This is a genomic window from Candidatus Uhrbacteria bacterium (assembly GCA_016699205.1).
GTDB lineage: Bacteria > Patescibacteriota > Patescibacteriia > 2-12-FULL-60-25 > 2-12-FULL-60-25 > CAIXDN01.
Genome location: CP064964.1, coordinates 29,634 through 49,521 on the forward strand (window position 1 = coordinate 29,634; position 19,888 = coordinate 49,521).

The 19,888-nt window shown below is 51.3% G+C and carries 19 protein-coding genes and 1 tRNA gene; 15 read left to right on the plus strand and 5 right to left on the minus strand.

Translation table 11 applies throughout. The annotated features are described in order from the left end of the window. Positions 1-2 precede the first annotated feature (2 nt). Positions 3-1,109 carry a glycosyltransferase gene (locus IPH19_00180; protein QQR60879.1) on the plus strand — a complete coding sequence of 369 codons (1,107 nt, stop codon included), beginning with the start codon at positions 3-5 and terminating at the stop codon, positions 1,107-1,109. A gap of 63 nt (positions 1,110-1,172) precedes the next feature. On the opposite strand, the gene IPH19_00185 is transcribed toward IPH19_00180, so the two are convergent. Further along, complete coding sequence (locus IPH19_00185; protein ID QQR60880.1) at positions 1,173-1,577, minus strand: hypothetical protein; 405 nt, start codon at positions 1,575-1,577, stop codon at positions 1,173-1,175. 89 nt (positions 1,578-1,666) lie between these two features. Here IPH19_00185 and IPH19_00190 point away from each other — a divergent pair, with 89 nt between their 5' ends. Genes IPH19_00190 through crtI form a run of 3 tightly spaced genes read left to right on the plus strand, consistent with a single transcriptional unit; the run spans position 1,667 to position 5,054 of the window. Then, entirely contained in the window at positions 1,667-2,701 is a 1,035-nt protein-coding gene (locus tag IPH19_00190) for a polyprenyl synthetase family protein (GenBank protein ID QQR60881.1), read from the plus strand. Positions 2,702-2,703: 2 nt separating this feature from the next. Next, positions 2,704-3,540 (plus strand): phytoene/squalene synthase family protein, encoded by an 837-nt coding sequence (locus IPH19_00195; protein ID QQR60882.1) that lies wholly within the window; start codon positions 2,704-2,706, stop codon positions 3,538-3,540. Then, entirely contained in the window at positions 3,537-5,054 is a 1,518-nt protein-coding gene (gene crtI, locus IPH19_00200; protein ID QQR60883.1) for a phytoene desaturase, read from the plus strand. The genes IPH19_00195 and crtI overlap by 4 nt, the downstream gene beginning before the upstream one ends. On the opposite strand, the gene IPH19_00205 is transcribed toward crtI, so the two are convergent. Further along, complete coding sequence (locus IPH19_00205; GenBank protein QQR60884.1) at positions 5,022-5,912, minus strand: prenyltransferase; 891 nt, start codon at positions 5,910-5,912, stop codon at positions 5,022-5,024. The two genes, crtI and IPH19_00205, sit on opposite strands and share 33 nt — an antisense overlap. 33 nt (positions 5,913-5,945) lie before the next feature. Between IPH19_00205 and IPH19_00210 the strand changes: the two genes are divergently transcribed. The 8 genes from IPH19_00210 to IPH19_00245 all read left to right on the plus strand — a co-directional run bounded on the left by IPH19_00210 (position 5,946) and on the right by IPH19_00245 (position 14,998). Further along, positions 5,946-6,662 carry a carotenoid biosynthesis protein gene (locus IPH19_00210; GenBank protein QQR60885.1) on the plus strand — a complete coding sequence of 239 codons (717 nt, stop codon included), beginning with the start codon at positions 5,946-5,948 and terminating at the stop codon, positions 6,660-6,662. A 110-nt stretch (positions 6,663-6,772) separates the two neighbouring features. Further along, positions 6,773-8,836: a VWA domain-containing protein gene (locus tag IPH19_00215; protein QQR60886.1), complete on the plus strand. Its 2,064-nt coding sequence runs from the start codon at positions 6,773-6,775 to the stop codon at positions 8,834-8,836. Between the two features lie 105 nt (positions 8,837-8,941). Continuing rightward, a tRNA-Lys gene (locus IPH19_00220) sits at positions 8,942-9,017 on the plus strand. A 50-nt stretch (positions 9,018-9,067) separates the two neighbouring features. Beyond that, on the plus strand, positions 9,068-10,183 hold the full coding sequence (locus IPH19_00225) for a glycosyltransferase family 4 protein (protein ID QQR60887.1): 1,116 nt from the start codon (positions 9,068-9,070) through the stop codon (positions 10,181-10,183). Further along, positions 10,180-11,478, plus strand: coding sequence for a UDP-N-acetylmuramoyl-L-alanine--D-glutamate ligase (murD, locus tag IPH19_00230; GenBank protein QQR60888.1), 1,299 nt, complete (start codon positions 10,180-10,182; stop codon positions 11,476-11,478). The genes IPH19_00225 and murD overlap by 4 nt, the downstream gene beginning before the upstream one ends. A 91-nt stretch (positions 11,479-11,569) precedes the next feature. Then, positions 11,570-12,298, plus strand: a complete 729-nt coding sequence (locus IPH19_00235; GenBank protein ID QQR60889.1) for a WecB/TagA/CpsF family glycosyltransferase — start codon at positions 11,570-11,572, stop codon at positions 12,296-12,298. 13 nt (positions 12,299-12,311) lie between these two features. Beyond that, complete coding sequence (locus IPH19_00240; GenBank protein ID QQR60890.1) at positions 12,312-13,775, plus strand: glutamate--tRNA ligase; 1,464 nt, start codon at positions 12,312-12,314, stop codon at positions 13,773-13,775. Positions 13,776-13,783: 8 nt separating this feature from the next. Continuing rightward, a complete protein-coding gene (locus IPH19_00245; GenBank protein ID QQR60891.1) occupies positions 13,784-14,998 on the plus strand; it encodes a peptidoglycan DD-metalloendopeptidase family protein in 1,215 nt (404 codons plus the stop codon). Positions 14,999-15,037: 39 nt separating this feature from the next. Here IPH19_00245 and IPH19_00250 read toward each other — a convergent pair whose 3' ends face one another. Genes IPH19_00250 through dusB form a run of 3 tightly spaced genes read right to left on the minus strand, consistent with a single transcriptional unit; the run spans position 15,038 to position 16,958 of the window. Then, positions 15,038-15,508 carry a hypothetical protein gene (locus IPH19_00250; protein QQR60892.1) on the minus strand — a complete coding sequence of 157 codons (471 nt, stop codon included), beginning with the start codon at positions 15,506-15,508 and terminating at the stop codon, positions 15,038-15,040. Continuing rightward, positions 15,495-15,944 carry a hypothetical protein gene (locus IPH19_00255; protein ID QQR60893.1) on the minus strand — a complete coding sequence of 150 codons (450 nt, stop codon included), beginning with the start codon at positions 15,942-15,944 and terminating at the stop codon, positions 15,495-15,497. The genes IPH19_00250 and IPH19_00255 overlap by 14 nt, the downstream gene beginning before the upstream one ends. A gap of 24 nt (positions 15,945-15,968) precedes the next feature. Further along, positions 15,969-16,958 carry a tRNA dihydrouridine synthase DusB gene (gene dusB / locus IPH19_00260; GenBank protein ID QQR60894.1) on the minus strand — a complete coding sequence of 330 codons (990 nt, stop codon included), beginning with the start codon at positions 16,956-16,958 and terminating at the stop codon, positions 15,969-15,971. Positions 16,959-16,979: 21 nt separating this feature from the next. Between dusB and IPH19_00265 the strand changes: the two genes are divergently transcribed. The 3 genes from IPH19_00265 to uvrB all read left to right on the plus strand — a co-directional run bounded on the left by IPH19_00265 (position 16,980) and on the right by uvrB (position 19,887). Continuing rightward, on the plus strand, positions 16,980-17,303 hold the full coding sequence (locus IPH19_00265; protein QQR60895.1) for a hypothetical protein: 324 nt from the start codon (positions 16,980-16,982) through the stop codon (positions 17,301-17,303). A gap of 3 nt (positions 17,304-17,306) precedes the next feature. After that, entirely contained in the window at positions 17,307-17,657 is a 351-nt protein-coding gene (locus IPH19_00270; protein ID QQR60896.1) for a DUF559 domain-containing protein, read from the plus strand. A gap of 145 nt (positions 17,658-17,802) precedes the next feature. Continuing rightward, positions 17,803-19,887, plus strand: a complete 2,085-nt coding sequence (gene uvrB / locus IPH19_00275) for an excinuclease ABC subunit UvrB (protein QQR60897.1) — start codon at positions 17,803-17,805, stop codon at positions 19,885-19,887. Position 19,888 lies beyond the last annotated feature (1 nt).

Sequence of the window (19,888 nt, forward strand, 5' to 3'; positions counted from 1 at the left end):
TTATGAAAACGATTGCTTTTGCCGGAGGAGGAACGCTTGGACCTGTCACGCCGCTTTTGGCCGTGGCGAAGGCGATCAGGATTGCTTCGTCACGGACTCCTCGCAATGACACCTTCGAATTTGTCTGGTTTGGAACGCCGGATGGACCAGAGCGTGCGGTGGTTGAAGCGGAGGGAATGCGTTTTATCCCGATTACGGTTGCCAAGCTGCCGCGACATGTTGATATTCGGTTATTTACGTTCCCATTTGATTCGATGAAGGCACATCGTGAGGCAAAAGAGGCGCTTCAATCGATTAAGCCTTCTGTGGTGGTGACGGCTGGAGGGTTTACCGGCGTTCCGGTGGTGAGAGAAGCAGCGAAGCTCGGTATTCCGTGCGTGATGCATCAATTGGATGTTGTTCCGGGTTTGTCGAATCGTGCCGTGGCTAAATTATGCCAATCGATCACGACTTCATTTGAGTACGATAAATTGCCTTTTGGAGTCGAATCAAAGCGGATTGCGACGCCTTCACGTTTTTTATCGGAAGTGATGCCGACGAAGCAAGAGGCGCGTCAGCATTTTGGTTTTGATGATACAAAGCCCGTGGTTTTGATTGTTGGCGGAGGGACGGGTGCATCGGCATTAAATCACGCGATTGATCATGAACTGGAAGGATGGTTGGGATTTGCTCAGGTTTTGCATGTCACAGGAAAAGGAAAGATGGAGTCCCGGAATAATCGCCAAGGATATGTTGTACGAGAGTTTTTAAATGCTGAAGAGATGAAGTATGCGTATGCCGCGGCTGATTTGGTGGTGACGCGCGCTGGCATTGGGGCTCTGTCAGAAGTTGCTGCTCTCTCTAAGCCTGCCGTTATTGTGCCGATTTCCGGGAATCAGCAGGAGGAGAATGCCAAGGCTTTTCATCGCGCCAAGGCTGGGTTGTATGTGAAACAGGATCAGGAGGATTTTTCCAGCATTCTTGTGAAGTTGGCAAAGCATATTTTGTCTGATGCGCGAGAACTTGAGCGCATGGGAAACGCAGCGCATGAATTTTTTGCTACGGATAATGGAACGGAGTTGGGAGAGTTGGTTCTCAAGATTGCTTCGCTGTCGGACTCCTCGCAATGACATATATAAACGCCTCGCACGGAGTTGTGCGAGGCGTACTAGTTAAGGAAGAGGATGGTGCGGCTACTCCGCCCACACGAGCGCGCTCTCGAGGTCCTGGAGCATGAGCTCGATTTTGTGCCATCCGCTGAGGGTGATGGTGGCCGTCTGGTAGCCGCTCCGGGGCCCCTTGCGCATCGGACCGCTCGCACCTTCGCGCTCGACGTGATCGGCGCAGGTGATGGGGACCTCGATCGTGAACAGCTGTGCTTTGTTGCGCGCGTGCTCTTTCTGCAGCTCGTTGATGAGCTTCAGGAGCTCGGGCTTGGAGCAATAGCCGAGCTCGCCGGTCCACAGGTGGTCGCCCTGCTGTCCGAGGTTGGCAGTCAGCGAGGCGATGTAGAGGCCGTTGTCGGAGCGATGGAACGACATCTCGCGGATGCGGCCGTCGGGCAGATTTTGGGAGAAGGCGCGAATCAGTGTCAGCATCGAGAAGTCTCCGGTTGAATGAGCTGATGTAGCGAATCAGGGATTGGTCATTTTGTCAACCGTGGGTTAGTATACTCGTTAATTGAATTATGGAGATACAGGCTTTTAAGAAGCGGTTTGATCCGGTTTTGGAGCAGTTGCTCAAGAAAATCTTAGGTTCTTATCAAGGTCTGACAAAGGATGTCTTTATCAGAGAGACGATCGATTATAGCCGCGAGCTTTTAATGGCTGGCGGCAAACGCGTTCGACCTTATATGGCATGGCTTACCTATAAGGCTTCTGGTGGACGCGATGATAAGCGTGTGCTTGAAGTTTTTGCCGGGCTAGAATTGTTTCACGCTTTTGCGCTTGTCCATGATGACATCATGGACCATGGAACCGAACGACATGGCATCAAAACGGCGCATCAGCACATTGCTTCACGTTTGAAGCAACTGAAACGCCATGGCGACCATAAGCATTTCGGGGAGGCTCAAGCGATTTTAATTGGCGATTTGCTTTTTGCCTGGTCGGTTGGTCAGGTGGCAGGTACAAAGGGTTGGCCGGCATTCCAGATGATGATCGATGAGGTGATGGTTGGGCAGATGATCGATGTTGATGTGATGACGAGACGCTCTGTTGATGATGCATTGCTGGCGGATAAGATGCGTTTGAAAACGGCGAGCTATACGTTTGTCAGACCCATGCAGGTTGGTGCTGCGATTGCCGGAGCGAATGGAAAGACAGCGCGCTTTTGTGAAGCATACGGGCTGCCTCTCGGTACGGCATTTCAGATCCAGGATGATTTGCTCGATTTAACAACGCCATCGAGTAAGACTGGAAAGACCGCATTCTCTGATTTACGAGAGGGGAATCATACGGTATTTACGCAATTTATCCGTATGCGCGGTACAGCAAAGCAGAAACGTGAGTTGGAGCTGATGGTTGGAGCGGAGCTGACGGAGAAGGACCGCCCTCGCGTGATGGCATTGTTTCTTGAATCGGGTGCGTTTGAGCATGGCATGGCGCTGATCGATGGATATTTTGAAGAGGCGCTTGATGCCGTTGATGCAGCGAAACTTAAGCCGGTTCATGCCAAGCCATTCCGCCAGCTTGTCGAGTATATTCGAGCTCGAGCCACTTGATCATGACGACAGAACTTGAGAGCGCTTATGACGTTTGCCGAACGATCCAGGCTCAGCATGGAAAGAGTTATTATTTTGCCACGCGTTTTTTCCCCAAGGATTTACGTTTAGCAACGTTTGCGCTTTATGCGTTTTTTCGTCTACCGGATGAGATCGTCGATAATCCGAAGACGAATGATGTTAAGGGTGAGCTGGAGCGCTATCGCGAAGAGTGGAGGTCGGGAGAAAGCCGCCAACCGGTCTTGATGGCGGCTCGTGATACATTTCAACGTTTTCAAATCCCGTTTGAATACTCGGAGTCGTTTTTGGATGCGATGATACAGGATACCTGGAAAAATCGTTACGCAACCTATGAGGAGTTGGAGCAGTATATGTATGGATCTGCCGCTGTGGTAGGACTCATGATGTCGCATGTCATCGGCTTTCAAGGCGAGGCTCTCGTTTATGCCAAGAAGCTTGGATATGCGATGCAACTCACAAATTTTTTACGCGATATCCGCGAGGATCTGGAGACCCGTGACCGTATCTATCTTCCGCAGGATGAGCTCGCGCGATATGGGATCACGGAAGAAGATTTGCGTTCGCATCAAATGACGGCTGCGTTTGAATCGTTCATGAAATTTCAAATTGCCAGAGCGGACCGACTCTATGAAGAGGCGAATAAGGGCATCCATCTCTTACATCGACGAGGCCGTTTTGCCGTTCGTTCTGCGAGCGATTTATACCGGGCGATCTTACGCAAGATCGAGCAGCAGGCATATCATATTTTTCTGAAGCGCGTTTCTACAAGCGCATTGGAAAAAATCCGTATAACGATTCAATCTCGATTTAACGTATGAAAAAAGCTGTGATTATCGGTTCCGGATTTGGCGGATTGGGTACAGCCTGTTTCCTTGCCAAAGCCGGTTATGAGGTCGTCGTGTTTGAAAAAAATGAACAGCCGGGCGGAAGGGCATCGGTGTTTTCTGAGAAAGGGTACACGTTTGACATGGGACCGTCCTGGTACCTGATGCCGGATATTTTTGAGCATTTTTTTCAATTGATGGGAGAGCGTGTTGAGGACTATCTCGACTTGAAAAAGCTTCAACCTTCTTACCGGATTTTTTTTAAGGATGAGAATCGCGTCGTGGATATTCATTCTGATTTGGAAAAAGATCTTCCGACACTGGAAGCCTTAGAACCCGGCAGCACGCCGCAGGTCCGCGAATATTTGAAGCGCTCGGGGTATCAGTATGAAGTCGCTAAGAATCACTTCTTGTTCAAGAATTACGATTCGATTCTGGATTTTTTCAATTGGAAAACGATGATCGAGGGTAGCCGTCTCTCGGTATTTACCAAGATGGATCGATATGTAAAGCGCTTCTTTAAAAGCGATGCTTTGCAAAAGATCATGCAATATACGCTGGTATTTCTTGGGAGCTCGCCCTATAACACCCCTGCGCTCTACAACATCATGAGCCACATCGATTTTTCGATGGGTGTCTTTTATCCGCAGGGTGGCATCTACAAGATTGTCGAGGCTTTCGTTGCTATGGCAAAGAAAAATGGTGCAACGATCGAGATAGAGAAAGAAGTGAAGCGCATTCTTGTGGATCAAGGGAAAGCACATGGTGTGGAGCTCATGGATGGATCGGTTGTTCAAGCCGATCTCGTGATCTCAAATGCGGATATTGCTTTTACGGACATGGTTTTGACACCGGAAGGATCGCGAATGCATGACGACACGTATTGGAAATCGCGTACGCTCGCACCGTCTGCGTTTATTATGTATTTGGGCGTTGATGGACGTATTCCTGAATTAACGCATCATAATCTTATTTTCTCAAAAAATTGGGAAAAGAATTTTGCAGAGATTTTTGATCGTCCGCAGTGGCCGAGCGATCCATCGCTCTATGTTTGCGCGCCATCTGTTACGGATCCGAGCGTTGCTCCCTCCGGAAAGGAAAACCTTTTTGTTTTGGTTCCGATCGCATCCGGGCTTGAATACACTCAAGGGCAATTGGAGCAGTACGGCGACAAAATTCTCGGCATGATGGAATCAGAGATGAAGATTCCAAATTTACAAAAGCGCATTGAGTACAAAAAATTTTTTAGCGTGAAAGATTTTGGCGAGCGCTATCATAGCTTGGGAGGTTCGGCGCTAGGACTTGCTCACACGATGGGACAGACGGCGATTTTTAGGCCAAATAATATTAATCGCAAGGTTGAGAATCTTTTGTATGTTGGAGCTGGAACCAATCCGGGTATCGGAATGCCGATTTGCTTGGTTTCGGCCGAGCTGGCTTATAAGCGTATCGTTGGTGATTCGAGCGATGGACCATTAGCCGGCGTAATTCAACGCGAAGAGAAATAAGATGAAGCCGGCGAGCGCGTTGATGCGCGGGAACCATGTATAGTATTTAAAGAGAGCTTCATCGGAGCGGGCTTGTAATGAACGTGCCATTAATGCGACGTAGATCGTGCCAAGAACATAGGCTAGCCAGCCAAGGCTTTGGATCGTGAGAAGTGCTGAGGAAGCGTAGAGACAAAGACAGAGCCAGAGGGTTCGGTTTCTTCCCAGAAATGTTGCGATCGTGCGCAGATTAGCGCCGCGGTCCGCATGGATGTCTGGTACCGCAGAGTAGGCGTGCATGGCCATGCACCATAAGCCTGCTGCGATCACGAGGGGAATTTGAACGTTCGTTGGATCGTTATAGATGAGGAAGCCAAAGAGGCCTGGAAGCAGGTACAGAATATTGAAGGCGCTATCAAAAAAGGGAATGGCTTTGGCGCGGATCGGGGGAGCGGAATAGAATATTCCAAAAAACAAAAACCCAGCCAAAGCGAGGAAGGATGCAGGCCATAAGACACCTGCCATGATTGCCGGAATCAAGAAAGGAAGATTTGTGATCGCGATGATTGTCCAGAGCTGTTGTCGATTGGCAGGACGGAGCGTCGTTTCATATCCTTCCTTTTTCTTGTTCAGGATATCGGTTTGATAGTCAAAAATATCGTTCACTCCGTAAATAAGCAGGTTGGCAGGGAGTGTGAAATAGAGGGCAAATATGCCAAGCGGGGCTACGGAAACGATAAGCGTACCAGGACTAATGCTCGTGATAAGCGATGGAATTGACTGCAGAAAACCGTTGGCAGCTAGACCAGTCAAAAACGGACCTAAGAGATAGATCCAGAATCTTGGTCGGCTGATTTTGAGAAAGGTCTTTGCTTCCATAAAGTCGATAACGGTATACTAGCCTAGTCTTGTATGAACGGAAACGTTTTCTTTGGATCCGGAATTGCGGCAGCGGGAGGAATTGGTTTCTTGGCAGCTCAGCAAGGATTCGGATCCGTTCATCCGATGGTTTCCGTTGTAGCGATTCTTTTGATTTCTTTACCAAGTTTTCATGGGTTGATTAGAACTGTTGGTTGGAGAAAGGGTCTTGCTGCCTTATCGGGCTTGGGTGTTTTTGCATTGTTGGTTGAGGCATTGGGAACGTGGAGCGGATTTCCATACGGTGCATTCCAATATACGGGGGATCTTGGTTGGAGGGTTTTTGGGCTTGTGCCTTGGACGGTTCCTTTTGCGTGGATTCCACTTTTGCTTGGAGCGGTTACTATAGCGGGAGCCCGTTTCAGCGGTTCCGTTCAACGCGGGATCTATGCAGCTGTTTTGTTGACGGCGATGGATTTTGTGCTGGACCCGGGTGCCGTCTCTGTCGGTCTATGGCGTTACTCAAATCCGGGACTTTATTACGAGGTACCATGGACAAATTTCGCGGGCTGGATGTTGACCGGGACCTTTGCTGCGATTTGTTTGTCGAAGTTGTTGAACGGAAAGCATCTTCCTTCCGGCATTCTTGTGAGCGCGGCTTGGATGGTGGCATTTTGGACGGGTGTTGCCGGAGCGCGTTTGCTCGTTTTGCCGCTACTGATCGGCGGCGTGCTTTTGGGTTACATCGTTTATCGGAAGAGTCGATCTTGACGCATAATATAATCTTTGTTATTAATAGCCCCCTCTGGAGACAGAGGGTCTTTTTGTCCACTGATGGTCAGAAGATCATGTTCCTGCACAATTGAAGAGAGAGGTCCTTAATGGACATCGTCAGCGCTCGTTCCGGTTCCATCCAGCAGATCAACAAGCACGGTATCCTCCTCGAGATCGGCGTGAAGCCGGAGAAGAAGATGGGCGACCGGCACCTGATGCTCGTCATCGACTGCTCGGGCTCCATGAGCTCGGTCATCGACGACGTGCGCAAGGACACGGAGAAGTTCGTCGCCGAGCTCGGCAAGGACGACTTCGCCTCCGTGATCATCTTCAGCGGCCACGGCCGCGCGAAGGCGATCGCGGGACCGACGCGCTGCGACGAGAAGGGTCGGAAGATGGTCATCAAGGCCATCAAGGAGGAGGTCCGCATCCTCGACACGACGGTCTTCTCCGAGCCGCTCGAGCTCGCGCTCAAGACGATCCAGAAGGTCGCCAACGACGCGGACAACATCGCGATCCTCTTCACGGACGGCTGCGCTGTGCCCACCAAGTGGGACGTGAAGAAGGAGCAGACCAAGGCCGAGACGGCCGCCAAGGCGATCGCCGACGCGGGCGCCGGTCTCTCGGTGATCGGCTACGGCAACTGGTACGACGCGAAGTTCCTCGCGTCGCTCATGAGCGAGTCGGGCCAGAACGGCCTGTATCGCCACGTGAGCGAGATCGAGGACTTCAGCGCGGTGCTGAACGGGATCCGCGACACCTTCGAGAAGACGGTGCGCGGCTCGGTCGACGTGGCCTTCAAGCCCAACGCGGGCGAGATCACGGGCTTCGTGCGCGTGACCCCGCAGGTGAGCCTCATCAAGGGGAGTCACCTCACGTCCAGCGCGTTCTTCGAGGGCAAGGCGACGCTCTTCCTCGAGACGACGAAGAGCGTGAAGTCGATCAAGATCGACGGGCGCGTGAACGGCAAGACGTTCAGCAAGGAGATCACGCTCGACGAGATGAAGGAGGCCGACAAGGCCTCGTTCATCCGCGCGTACGCCGCACAGGCGGTGCTCTCCGGGCAGAACGCGACGGCCGCCGAGTACCTCGAGATCACCGGCGACGCCGGGCTCGCGGAGAAGGTGGGCAACGCCTTCACCGACCGCGAGGCCCGCGAGACGCAGGACACGATGCGGCGCGTCTTCACCGACGGCAAGCGCTTCATCGGCACCGGCCTCAAGGCCGTGGGTCCGAACCACTCGATCCTGAACGTGCTCCGCCTCCTCATCGAGGACAAGGGTTCGGTCCTGTACATCCCCAAAGGCGCCTACAAGCGCGGCGGGGAGCTGCAGACCGATCCGGCGGTGCTCCAGGGCAACGGCGATCGCACGCTCGAGGTGCTCGACCTCATCAGCAACGACGAGCGCTTCAACTTCTCGCTGCGCACGATCAAGGACGTGAAGGTCCTGCCGCGCAACGAGAAGGGTGAGATCATCGAGAGCGCCAAGCCGGAGGACAAGAAGGTCTTCCGGACCTACAACGTCATCCGTGACGGCAACCTCGTGCTCCCCGAGCTCGAGGCGCGTCTCTCGGAGGCGTCGTTCACCCAGCTCGTCGAGGCGGGCGTCATCAAGGCCGGTACCAAGTACGAGGCCGCGAAGACGTACAGCCTCGACCTGCGGAGCCTCAAGATGATCAGCCCGGCGTGGGCCAAGCCCGCGACGCTCGGTCTCGTCGGCCTCATGCGTCACGAGGCGGATCTCGAGGAGCAGCAGAAGGCGCTGAACGCGCGCAAGAAGGCGATCGTCGCGGGCGGCTTCACGCCCCTCGTCGACACCGACTCGCAGTTCTACCGCGAGCAGGCCAAGAAGGACGAGGAGCGCGAGAGCGACACCTACCAGGCGACGACCGTCGAGTACCGGATGATGGGCTACAAGCCCAAGTCCTACGACGCGTCCAAGCTCAACTGGGAGGAGGCGGACCAGCTCGTCAAGGAGACCCGCCGCGAGCTCTCGATCGCGCGCTTCAAGATCCGGGCCACCGTCTTCGCGATGGAGCGGTGCAACCAGACGTCGATCAAGTGGGGCAACCCCAAGACGACGGCCAAGGGCACCGAGGAGCGGCTCGCCGACTTCGACGGCGCCAAGCTCAAGCGCGCCGCGCGGGTGCAGACCTTCGTCTGCAGCTGACCTCTCTCCGACACTCTGTGGGGCCCGGTCGACATCTGTCGATCGGGCCCCTTCGTTATCCTCTTGATTTTTGGCTAGGATTTAGTATTATTCTGTCACTTTAATGGGACTGTAGCTCAGCTGGTAGAGCAGTGGCCTTTTAAGCCAACGGTCGCGGGTTCAATCCCCGCCGGTCCCACCATTGAAAAACACTCGCAAGACGAGTGTTTTTTCGTTATGCTAGCGACATTCATGCGCGTCCACATGATTGGTGCCAAAGGCATTCCGTCCGACTCTGTCCCAGGAGCCGGCGGTGTTGAGCGACATGTGGAACAAATAGCGACGCGTTTGGCGGAGCACGGCCATCGCGTCAGTGTTTATATCCGTAAGTATTCGGATTATAAAAAACATACATGGAATAGCGTACGCCTGATTCGCATCCCTTCCTTTCGATCCAAAAATTTGGATACGATTTCTCACGTTTTTTTATCGACCTTGCATGTGTTGTTTCAGGAGACCGATATCATCCACTATCATGGCGTCGGACCATCGACGATGGCGTGGATTCCTCGCGTCTTCAAGCCAAAGGTAAAAGTTGTTTGTACATTTCACAGTCGTGATTGGTTTGATTCCAAATGGGGTTGGTTCGCAAAGAGTTATTTGAAATTTGGCGAATGGGCAGCGGTGCATTTTCCGCATCGCACGATCGTGATCTCGCACACGCTGCAGGTTTGGTGCAGAAATAAATGGAAGAAGCAGACGGATTATATTCCGAATGGTGCCGATCTTCTTGGACCGCAGGGCGCATCGGAGCTGCAGCGTTTTGGATTGGTGCCAGGCCAATATTTTTTGGGCGTTGGCCGATTGGTTCCTAATAAAGCATATGAAGTGGCGATTGAAGCGTATCGTCACGTGAAGAGCGATTTTCCTTTGGTGATTGTTGGTGAGTCATTCCACTCGACCGAGTATGATCATCGGCTTCGGAATTTAGCCGAGCGCGATTTACGCGTGCGTCTGATCGGTTATCAGAGCGGGACGGTGCTGCGTCAGCTATTTGCTAATTGCTATGCGTTTATTCATCCATCGCGAGCAGAAGGTTTGTCGGTGACGATTATCGAGGCGATGGCGGCAGGCAAGGTTGTTATCATGTCCGATATTAAGGAGAACCTCGAGCTGATCGATCACAGCGGTATTTCCTTCAAGACCGATGATCGGGATGAGCTAAAGACGGCAATCGAGCTTGTTTTGGAAGATCCGGTAATGGTTGAGGAGCGTGGTAAGCGCGGCCGAGAAATGGTGAAGAAAGAGTATTCTTGGGCAAGGGTCGTCGACAAATTGGAGAAATTGTATAAGGATGTGCGACAATGAATGTTTTGATTCTCGGATTGGGACAATATCCTAAGGGAAGCGGCGTGGCCGCTGCCTTGCATTTCGCGAAGGCGGGAGATCAGGTGATTGCGACAGATCTCAAGACCAAGTCGCAGCTCGCAGATAATGTGAAGCAGCTTTCACGTTTCAAGAATGTTCGATTCAAGCTGGGAAAGCATGATCCTAAGGATATTGAATGGGCGCATTTGATCGTGCGCGGACCGAGTGTGCGGGATTCATCGAAAGAGATGAAGTTGGCGCGTAAGCTGGGTAAATCGGTAACGAGCGATTTGGCTTTGTTTTTGGAGGCTTGTCCTTGTCCGGTGATCGGTATTACGGGAACGCGCGGTAAGAGCACGACGACCGCGATGATTCACGAAGTATTGTGGTCGTCCAAGAAATGGCGAGAGGTTTGGTTAGGAGGAAATATTTTAGTATCGCCACTGACGTTTTTGTCTCAGGTAAAGCCTAATGATTTGGTTGTGTTGGAGATGAGCAGCTTCCAGTTGGAAGGAACGGGCGATGCTGGCATTTCTCCGCATATTGCTGTTTGGACCAATTTGATGCGGGACCATTTGAATATGTACCCTTCGATGGTCGAGTATGCGGAGGCCAAGGCGCAGATTTTCCGGCATCAAGACGCGGATGATCTTGTCTTTTTTCCGACAGATACATCTTTTGATGAATATGCAAAAGAAGCTGCCGGAAATGTTGTACGCGTAAAGAAGGAGAAATTCGCGTTATCGATTCCGGGAGAGCATAACCAGATGAATGCGAGTTTTGCGGCTGCGGTTGCCAAGAAATTGGGTGTTTCGTCGAGCGTTATCAAGACTTCATTGAAGAAGTTTAAAGGTTTGCCTAATCGCATCGAAACGATTGGTATCAAGGGAGGCGTGACTTTTGTGAATGACACGACGGCGACGACGCCGGATGGAACGATGGCGGCTTTGAATGCGTATCCTGCAACAAAAGATCGATTGGTGCATTTGATTTTTGGCGGTGCTGATAAGGAACTAGATTTTGAAGAAGTCACCAAGCTTTTGAAGAAGCGCTACGACGTTGGTGTATATCTTTTGGCAGGCACGGCGCATAAAAAGATCGAGAAACTCTTTAAGAAGCATGATATTTGTTCTATCGATTGTGCTGATATGGATGCCGTGTTTGTCGAATTAAAAAAATATACCGAGAAAGGGGATTTGGTTTTACTTTCTCCTGGCTGTGCGAGTTTCGGATTGTTTAAGAATGAGTATGATCGCGGAGAAGAGTTTGTGAAACGCGTGAAAAAATGGAAATGATTTGTCATTGCGAGGAACGAAGCAATCTTGATCCGGGCCTGAGGGCTCAGGATTGCTTCGTCGTCGGACTCCTCGCAATGACAATAAATGTATGAGATCTATTTTTGGCGTGCCGATTGAAGGCTGGACCATGCCGACGGCCGTTGAGTATATCGAACAAGCTGGAAAATCGGTTTGGGTGGTGACGGCGAATCCGGAGATTTTACTAGAAGCGCGACGTGATCGATCTTATGGGGATGTACTGCGTAAAGCGGATGTCCGATTGGTTGATGGATTTGGATTGTGGCTTGCGACGTTTTGCCGGACGAAGCGTGTGACAGGCGTCGAGTTCGCTGAACGACTGTTACAGCTTGCGCATGACAAGAAGTGGCGCGTTGGTTTGTTTGGCGGAATGGATGGAGAGGCGGAAGCATCTTTACCCGATATCAAGCGCGCCTATCCGGATCTATCGATTATGGCTGAGCAAGGCGGCAGCGTATCGACGACAGGTGAAGAGGACGATGCGACGGAAGAGGCGCGCGGACGGATGATCCAGTTTAGTCCGCAGGTTTTATTGGTTGCGATGGGGCATCCGCGTCAAGAGACTTGGATCGCTCAGCATCAAAACGATTTTCCTGAGTTGAAAGCTGTTGTCGGTGTTGGCGGGACATTGATGTTTTGGAGCGGGAAATCCAAGCGCGCCCCCCATGTGATGCGCTCTTTTGGGCTGGAGTGGCTCTGGAGATTGATTGTTGAGCCATATCGCTGGAAGCGCATCTTCCGTGCTGTGATCGTTTTTCCGATATTGGCTGCCGTCGACAAACTGCGGAAGCTGGGCTAGGCTTAGCAAAACTATGGCTTCTCCTGTACGCGTCCGTTTTGCCCCAAGTCCGACCGGGTATTTGCATATCGGCGGCTTGCGATCGGCACTCTATAACTGGTTGTTTGCGCGCCGACATGGCGGGACATTTATTTTGCGCGTCGAGGATACGGATCGCTCTCGTTATGTTGAGGGTGCGATCGAGAATTTGTACCGATCGCTTGCGGCTTGCGGATTGACTCCGGACGAAGGCGTCGCTGTTGAGGGTGCGAATATTGTCGACAAGGGAATGTATGGACCGTATTTGCAATCAGCGCGTCGTGAGAAGCATTTGGCTTACGCATATGAGCTGATAGAGAAAGATGCTGCCTATTATTGTTTTTGTACGGCGGAGCGTCTTGATGAGGTGCGTAAGCAGCAGCAATTGTTGAAACAACCGATCATGTATGACCGTCATTGCCGATCGCTGTCCAAGGTTGAGGCGGAGAATCGTGCGGCTGTTGGTGATGAGCATGTTATCCGATTGAAAGTTCCGACGGAGGGCGCGATCAAGATGCATGACTTGATTCGTGGTGATGTTGAGATTCCTTGGGCTCAGGTCGATGATCAGGTCATCATCAAGTCTGATGGATTTCCGACGTATCATTTAGCGGCAACTTGTGATGATCATGATATGGAAATCACCCATGTCATTCGTGGCGAGGAGTGGCTTTCCAGTTTGCCAAAGCATTTGTTTATTTTTGAGACCATGGGTTGGAAGTCTCCGGAATATTCGCATTTGCCTTTGCTTTTGAATGCCGATCGATCCAAGTTGTCCAAACGACAAGGTGATGTGGCGGTTGAAGATTATCTTTCCAAGGGTTATTTGCCGGAAGCGCTGATCAACTTTGTGGCTTTACTTGGTTGGAATCCGACATCGGATCGTGAAGTGTATGAAAAGGAAGAGTTGGCTACGCTTTTTGAGATTTCCAAGGTGAATAAGAGCGGTGCTGTGTTCAATACGGAGAAACTTGATTGGTTGAACGCCCACTATATTAAAGCATTGCCTGTCGAGGATTATCTTGAGCGATTGCGTAAGGGCGGGTTTTTGCCGGAAGGAATTTTGGCGGAACGCGCTGCACATATCGTACGCGATCGTTTGGCGAAATTATCGGATGCTCCAGAGGCGATTCGCGAGACGATCGAATTAGGACCGTATACATCGCCAATGCTGGTTTGGAAGAAATCCAACCCGGAAGAAGCAAAAGAGCGATTGGTAGCGATGCGCGAGTATCTTTTGTCCAAAGATGAGGCTTGGTTTGGTGATGTGGCCAAGATGGAAGAGGAGACGCGTGCTTGGATCGCAGAAAAAGGCTGGGGGAATGGCGATACGTTGTGGCCGCTGCGTGTCGCTTTGTCTGGACGCGAGAAATCGCCGAGCCCGTTTGAATTGCTGTTTGTTACCGGAAAAGACATGGGTTTGGTACGTCTCGACGCGGGTTTGCAAAAAATGGCATAATAGCTGGCGTGAAGTTTCGTCATCTTGTCGCCGGATTGAATATCGTGGCACTGCTTGTGCCGGGACTTGCTATTGCGCAGGAGGATGGAACGATTAAAACGGAGATTGATGCGCTGAATTCCCAGGTTAAACAGAAGGAGAGACGTATTAAGGAAATTGACGGCGTGATCGGAAAATATCGATCCCGTATCGAGGAGCAGAATGCGGCACAGTCGTCTTTGCAAAATCAACTCGCGCTTTTGGAAAATCGTATTCTTGAGAAGGAGCTGGCTATTGAACGTACGCGTAGTCAGATCGATTTGGCCACGCTTGAATTGCAGCGTTTGAAAGTCCAGATTACATCCGAGGAACAGCGTTTGCAGCGACGACGCGATGCTCTCGCCGGAGTTATCGCGGAAATGCAGGATGCGCAGAGCGTTGGATTGCTTGAGTCGTTTGTGGCGCGGCAATCGCTCTCGGAATTTTTTACGCGCATGGATGAGCTTTCGCGCGTGGAAGGTGATCTGACAAACGCGACAGAGGCGGTGCGTGAATTGAAGGCCGGATTGGAAGCAAAACAAAAAGAGACCGAGCAGTATCGCGCTTCTTTGCAGAGCCAGCAGACGGAGCTGCAAAAAGAACAGGAGAATCTTGAGTCCGATCAAGGTGCCAAATCATCGCTGCTGGCAGAGACGCAGGATAAAGAGACGGAGTTCCAGCGTATTTTGTTTGAACTCCGCCAGCAGAAGCAGGAAGAAGCCAATGATGCGGCGCGTTTGGAAGATCAGCTGAAAGATAAACTTGATGATATTGATAAGGCGTTAGCGCGGGGCGATGTTTTGCTGAATTGGCCTTTATCGGCCAAGCGCATCTCAGCGACATTCCATGATCCGAGTTACCCGTTCCGGAAATTGTTTGAGCATCCGGGAATCGATTTGCCGGCGCCAGTGAATACGCCGATCAGGGCGGCGGCAGGCGGCTATATCGCGTTTAATAGAACGGGAACGCAGTATGGAAACTACATCATGGTTATTCATCCGGGCGGAATCTCGACGGTGTATGCGCACTTAAAGAGCTTTGTAGCAAAACCGGATACGTATGTTGAACGCGGAGATATTATCGGTTATTCGGGTGGAAGGCCGGGAGACCAGGGCGCGGGATTATCGACAGGTCCTCACTTGCATTTTGAGGTGCGTCAGAATGGTATTCCGGTAGACCCGCAGCAATTCTTGCCAGACCTATAGAAACAGTAGAACCCCGCCAGAGATGGCGGGGTTCGTCGTTCAGTTGATTGAGCGAGGATCGATATCTTCTCGCAAGTTTTTCTTTTTGAGGCTCTTTTCTGCCGTTGCCCTGACTTGTTCGTCAGGATCGACGAGAAGGCGGATGAGCGTGTCGCGCGAGCTCGTTATCTGGGCGACCGTGAGACGCATGTCTGCAAACGGCGAGCCAGTGAGCTTGTTGCGGTCCGCGGGATCGAGACGGTTGGAGGCAATGCGGCGGATCTCGGCCACCTTCTCGTTCATTGCCAACTTGAGGTAGAAGGCATATTCTTCACCCGTTGTTTTACGAATGTCGTAGGTGTCGAGTTTCTCCATTGCGGCGAGTCGTGCGTCCAGGAAGTCGCATTCCAGCACGAGTCGCATGAGTAGGCCTTTGCGTACGATCTTGGTGATCGCTTCTTTGCGCTTCTCCTCCTTCACGTTCATCTTGGCGACCATGAAGGCTCGGAATTCCTTGTCACGACTCGGCATGGGATTCTCCTGCGAGGAAGAGCCTGACGACGTCGTGAATGGTGTCGCGAGCTTCTTGCGCGCGCCTTCTGTCGTGCAGGGTTTGGATGGCTACGATGCAGACCGCAGGGTCGCGATCGCTGCGCGCGATGAGGATGCGCAGGTCGTCGCCGGTTGAATCGATGTGTCCGAGTGCCGCAACGCGGATATACGGCACCTGGTCCGGATCGAGGGCAATGAGTTGCAATCTCAGTTGATTGCGAATCCTTGCTATCGCTTTGATGACGATGTCCTTGTGCTCCGAGTGCTTCCGGATAAAAGCGATGATGTCGCTATCATCTTTCAGTCCTTCGACGTTGGGCCGGATTCCGGTCTCCGTTTTCTCGGATTCCGGAAAAGGCTCGACGGAGTCACGGATGATGCGACGCAGTCGCGAGAAAAGGGAGTAGATTCCCACGGGTTCCTCCAGGTTATCGCCGGTCTACGCTAACGCTAAATTGGCCCGTCCGTCAACCTGCGGTTCGTTGATCAACGCGAGCGCTTCATCAAGCTCGGCAAGGGTATTGATGCGGACTAATTTGGATTTTAGGTCACCAGTATTCATTCCCTTAAAGTACCATGGGAGATGTTTGCGGAGTTTTACAAGACCGCGCTCGCCGTAATGCTCGACTTGGAGACGCGCGTGTTTGCGGACTGTGCCGATGCGGTCTTGCATTGTGACTTCCGGAAGTTTTATGCCGGTTTTGAGATAGTGCTCGACTTGTTTGAAAAACCACGGATTACCAAGACCGCCGCGTCCGATGAGAACGCCGTCTGCGCCGGCGATGTCCATCGCTTCACGGGCTAGTTCTGGCGTGACGATATCGCCATTCACGAGAAAAGGGAGATGGGCGACGTTTTTGCGAGCTTCACCGATGCGATGCCAGTTAGCTTTTCCAGAATAACCTTGCTCACGCGTGCGGCCGTGCATCGAGATCAGGTCGGCGCCGGCATCGGCTACGACTTTTACGAATTCCAAACAGTCGGTGTCTTGAATCCAGCCGAGGCGCGTTTTTACGGAGACGGGAATCGGAACAGCGGCTTTCATTTTGCGGACGATCTCGGCGGCACGATCCGGTTCTTTGATGAGAGCGGCTCCGTTGAAATTGGAAACAAGATTGTAAACGGGACAACCCATGTTGATGTCGAGGGCGTCGGGTTTGAAACGGTCGTAGATGATGCGGGCGGCTTCTGCCATCGTGTCTGGGTTAGCGCCGAAGATTTGCTGGACGAGGGGACGCTCGCGTTCATCAAAACTCGCCATCTTGAGTGTCTTGGGATTAAGACGTACGATGGCTTCCGAAGAGACCATTTCGCGGAACATCAAAGGCGTGCCTTCATCTTTACAGACGAGACAAAAGGGGAGGTCCGACATGTCGGCCATGGGTGCCAAGGCGACGATGGGACGCGCGAGTTGCTTCCAGTCGAGCATGGGGCGGAGTATACTTAAAATATGAAAGAAATCAAGGGATGGAGATGGTTTAAGTGCGTCACTGTTGGTTTGCTAGGTTCTATTATCTACCATACTCTTGCGGCGGTGTTTATATTACTCACTCCGCTAGTGAGTATATTGATGGTTTTACCTGGTTTGTTATTCGCTAGTGTTCTCACGGCTATCTATTTGGCTATAGTTGATTCTTCGAGATGGTGGTTGTTTCCAGATTTCATTCCGGTGCTCTTGTGTAATTTTCTATTTGTTTGGTTTGTTATCGCAATATTGTTTGATTGGAAACAGAAAAAAGGCTTGACAAGGTTTGGGAAAAAGGGAACGGAGTAGAGGGTGGCATTACATAACCCGCTTTGGCAGAATCACTTGCGAGCTAGCCTGCGAAGAAATCAGACTCAAGCAGAGCACAAGCTCTGGTATTATGTTTCTCGAAGCCAGCTAGGTACTAAGATTCGTCGTCAGCATGGGATCGGGCAGTATATTGCGGACTTTTACTGTCGTAATGCGAAGCTGGTAATAGAAATAGACGGAAGCGTTCATCTTCAGCCGGATGTTCAAAAGCGAGATTATGAGAAAGAGGTGTTTTTTAATTCTCTTGGCTTGACTGTCTTGAGGTTTACGAATCAGGAAATTTTGTGCAATATTGAGATGGTTTTAGCCAAGATCCGCAGCACACTCCCGTAGCGTTCTCCCCTGACAAGGGGAGAAGACAGCCAGAAGGCTGGCAGAGGGGTCCGGCAGCGCAGTGGGCCCAGCCCGTTGGACCCCCTGACCCACGCGTAGCGTGAGTCTGTCCCCCTTGGCAGGGTGACACGAGCGGGGAAGATATATGCTCAACAAATTCATCCTCAAATCAAACTACGAACCCTCGGGTGATCAGCCAGAGGCTATTAAGCAATTGATTGATGGCGTGAAGAAAGGGTATCGATTCCAGACGCTGCTTGGTGCTACGGGTACGGGTAAGACATTTACGATTGCAAACGTTGTCGAGAGTATTCAGAAGCCGACCCTCGTCATCGCACACAATAAAACGTTGGCGGCGCAGTTGTGTAATGAGTTCCGACATTTTTTTCCGGATAATGCCGTAGAGTATTTTGTTTCGTATTACGACTACTATCAGCCGGAGGCGTATATCGCGCGATCTGATACATATATCGAGAAGGAAGCGACGATTAACCAGGAGATTGATCGATTGCGACACAATGCGACGCAAGCGTTGATTACGCGTAAAGATGTTTTGATTGTGGCGACCGTGTCTTGTATTTATGGTCTTGGTGCACCGGAGGCGTATGAGAATACGGTTCTGCGCGTAAAACTTGGCGATGATGTTTCGCGTGAAGGGACGTTGAATCGATTGATTGAGATGCAGTTTACGCGTACGTCGGCGGATTTGTTGCGTGGAACGTTTCGATCGAGAGGTGAAGTATTGGAGGTGATGCCGGCCAACGAGGAAGTTGTTTATCGTATTGAAGCGCCGCGTGGAATTGTGTCGCGTATCGAGAAGATTGATCCGCTTACCAAGAAAGTCTTGCGCGAGCAGGAAGATATTTGGGTGTTTCCGGCGAAACATTTTATTACGGTTGGAGAAGAGCGTACGCGTGCGATCGAGACGATTCGGAAGGAATTGAAAGAGCGTTTGGAATGGTTTGAGAAAAAGGGATTGTTGCTGGAGGCGGAGCGATTGGAGCGTAAAACCAAATACGATTTGGAAATGATGGAGACGCTCGGTTATTGCAATGGTATTGAAAATTATTCGCAACCTTTGAGCGGCCGACCGCCGGGTGAGGCGCCGGATACGCTTTTTTCCTATTTCCCGGAGGATTATTTGCTTGTGATCGATGAGTCGCACGTCACAACGACGCAGCTTGGTGGAATGTATGAGGGTGATAAGTCGCGTAAACAATCGCTGATTGAGCATGGATTCCGATTGCCGAGTGCGGCGGATAATCGACCTTTGCGATTTACGGAATTGGAGAAAAAGATGAAGCAGGTGATTTTTGTTTCAGCGACGCCGGCGAAATACGAGTTGGAGCATAGCGCACAGATTGTCGAGCAGATTATCCGTCCGACGGGTCTTGTTGATCCGGAGATTATCGTGATGCCGATTACGCCGGATAAGAAGGGATATAAAGGTCAGGTTGAGGATTTGCTTACCAATCGCATGCCGGAGGTTATTGCGCGTAAGGAGCGTGTCTTGGTGACGACATTGACCAAGAAGATGGCAGAAGATTTAACCGAGTTCATGAAAGAACGTGGGTTTAAGGTACGCTACATTCATAGCGATATCGAGACGATCGAACGTTTGGAGATTTTGTCGGAGTTTCGAAAGGGAACGTATGACGTCATCATTGGTGTGAACTTGCTGCGTGAAGGTTTGGATCTTCCGGAAGTTTCGCTGGTGGCGATTATGGATGCGGACAAGGAAGGTTTCTTGCGATCGGAGACGTCGTTGATTCAGACGATTGGTCGTGCGGCGCGTAACGTGAAAGGACAAGTGTTGCTTTATGCCGATGAGATTACGGGTTCGATGGAACGTGCGATGAAAGAAACGGAACGTCGTCGTGTGAAACAGCTTGCGTATAACAAGTTGCATGGGATTACGCCAAAGACGATTATCAAGGCGCAAGAAGATTTGCGATTGATGTTGGGATTGGCGGTGACGGAAAAGGATGTGAAGGAGATTTTGAAGCTGGAACTTTCAGGAGAGACTCATGATTTGGGAACGGTTTTGAAGAAGAAGGAGTCGGAGATGAAGGAGGCTGCGAAGAATTTGGAATTTGAGCTTGCGGCGATTTTGCGTGATGAGGTGATGCAGCTTGAAAAAGAAATTAGAAAGCGATCAAAGACTTCGGCTTTGCCGGATAAGGAGAAGAAGAAAGTGGAGAAGAGGGTGAGACATGGGAGGACGAGGTGAT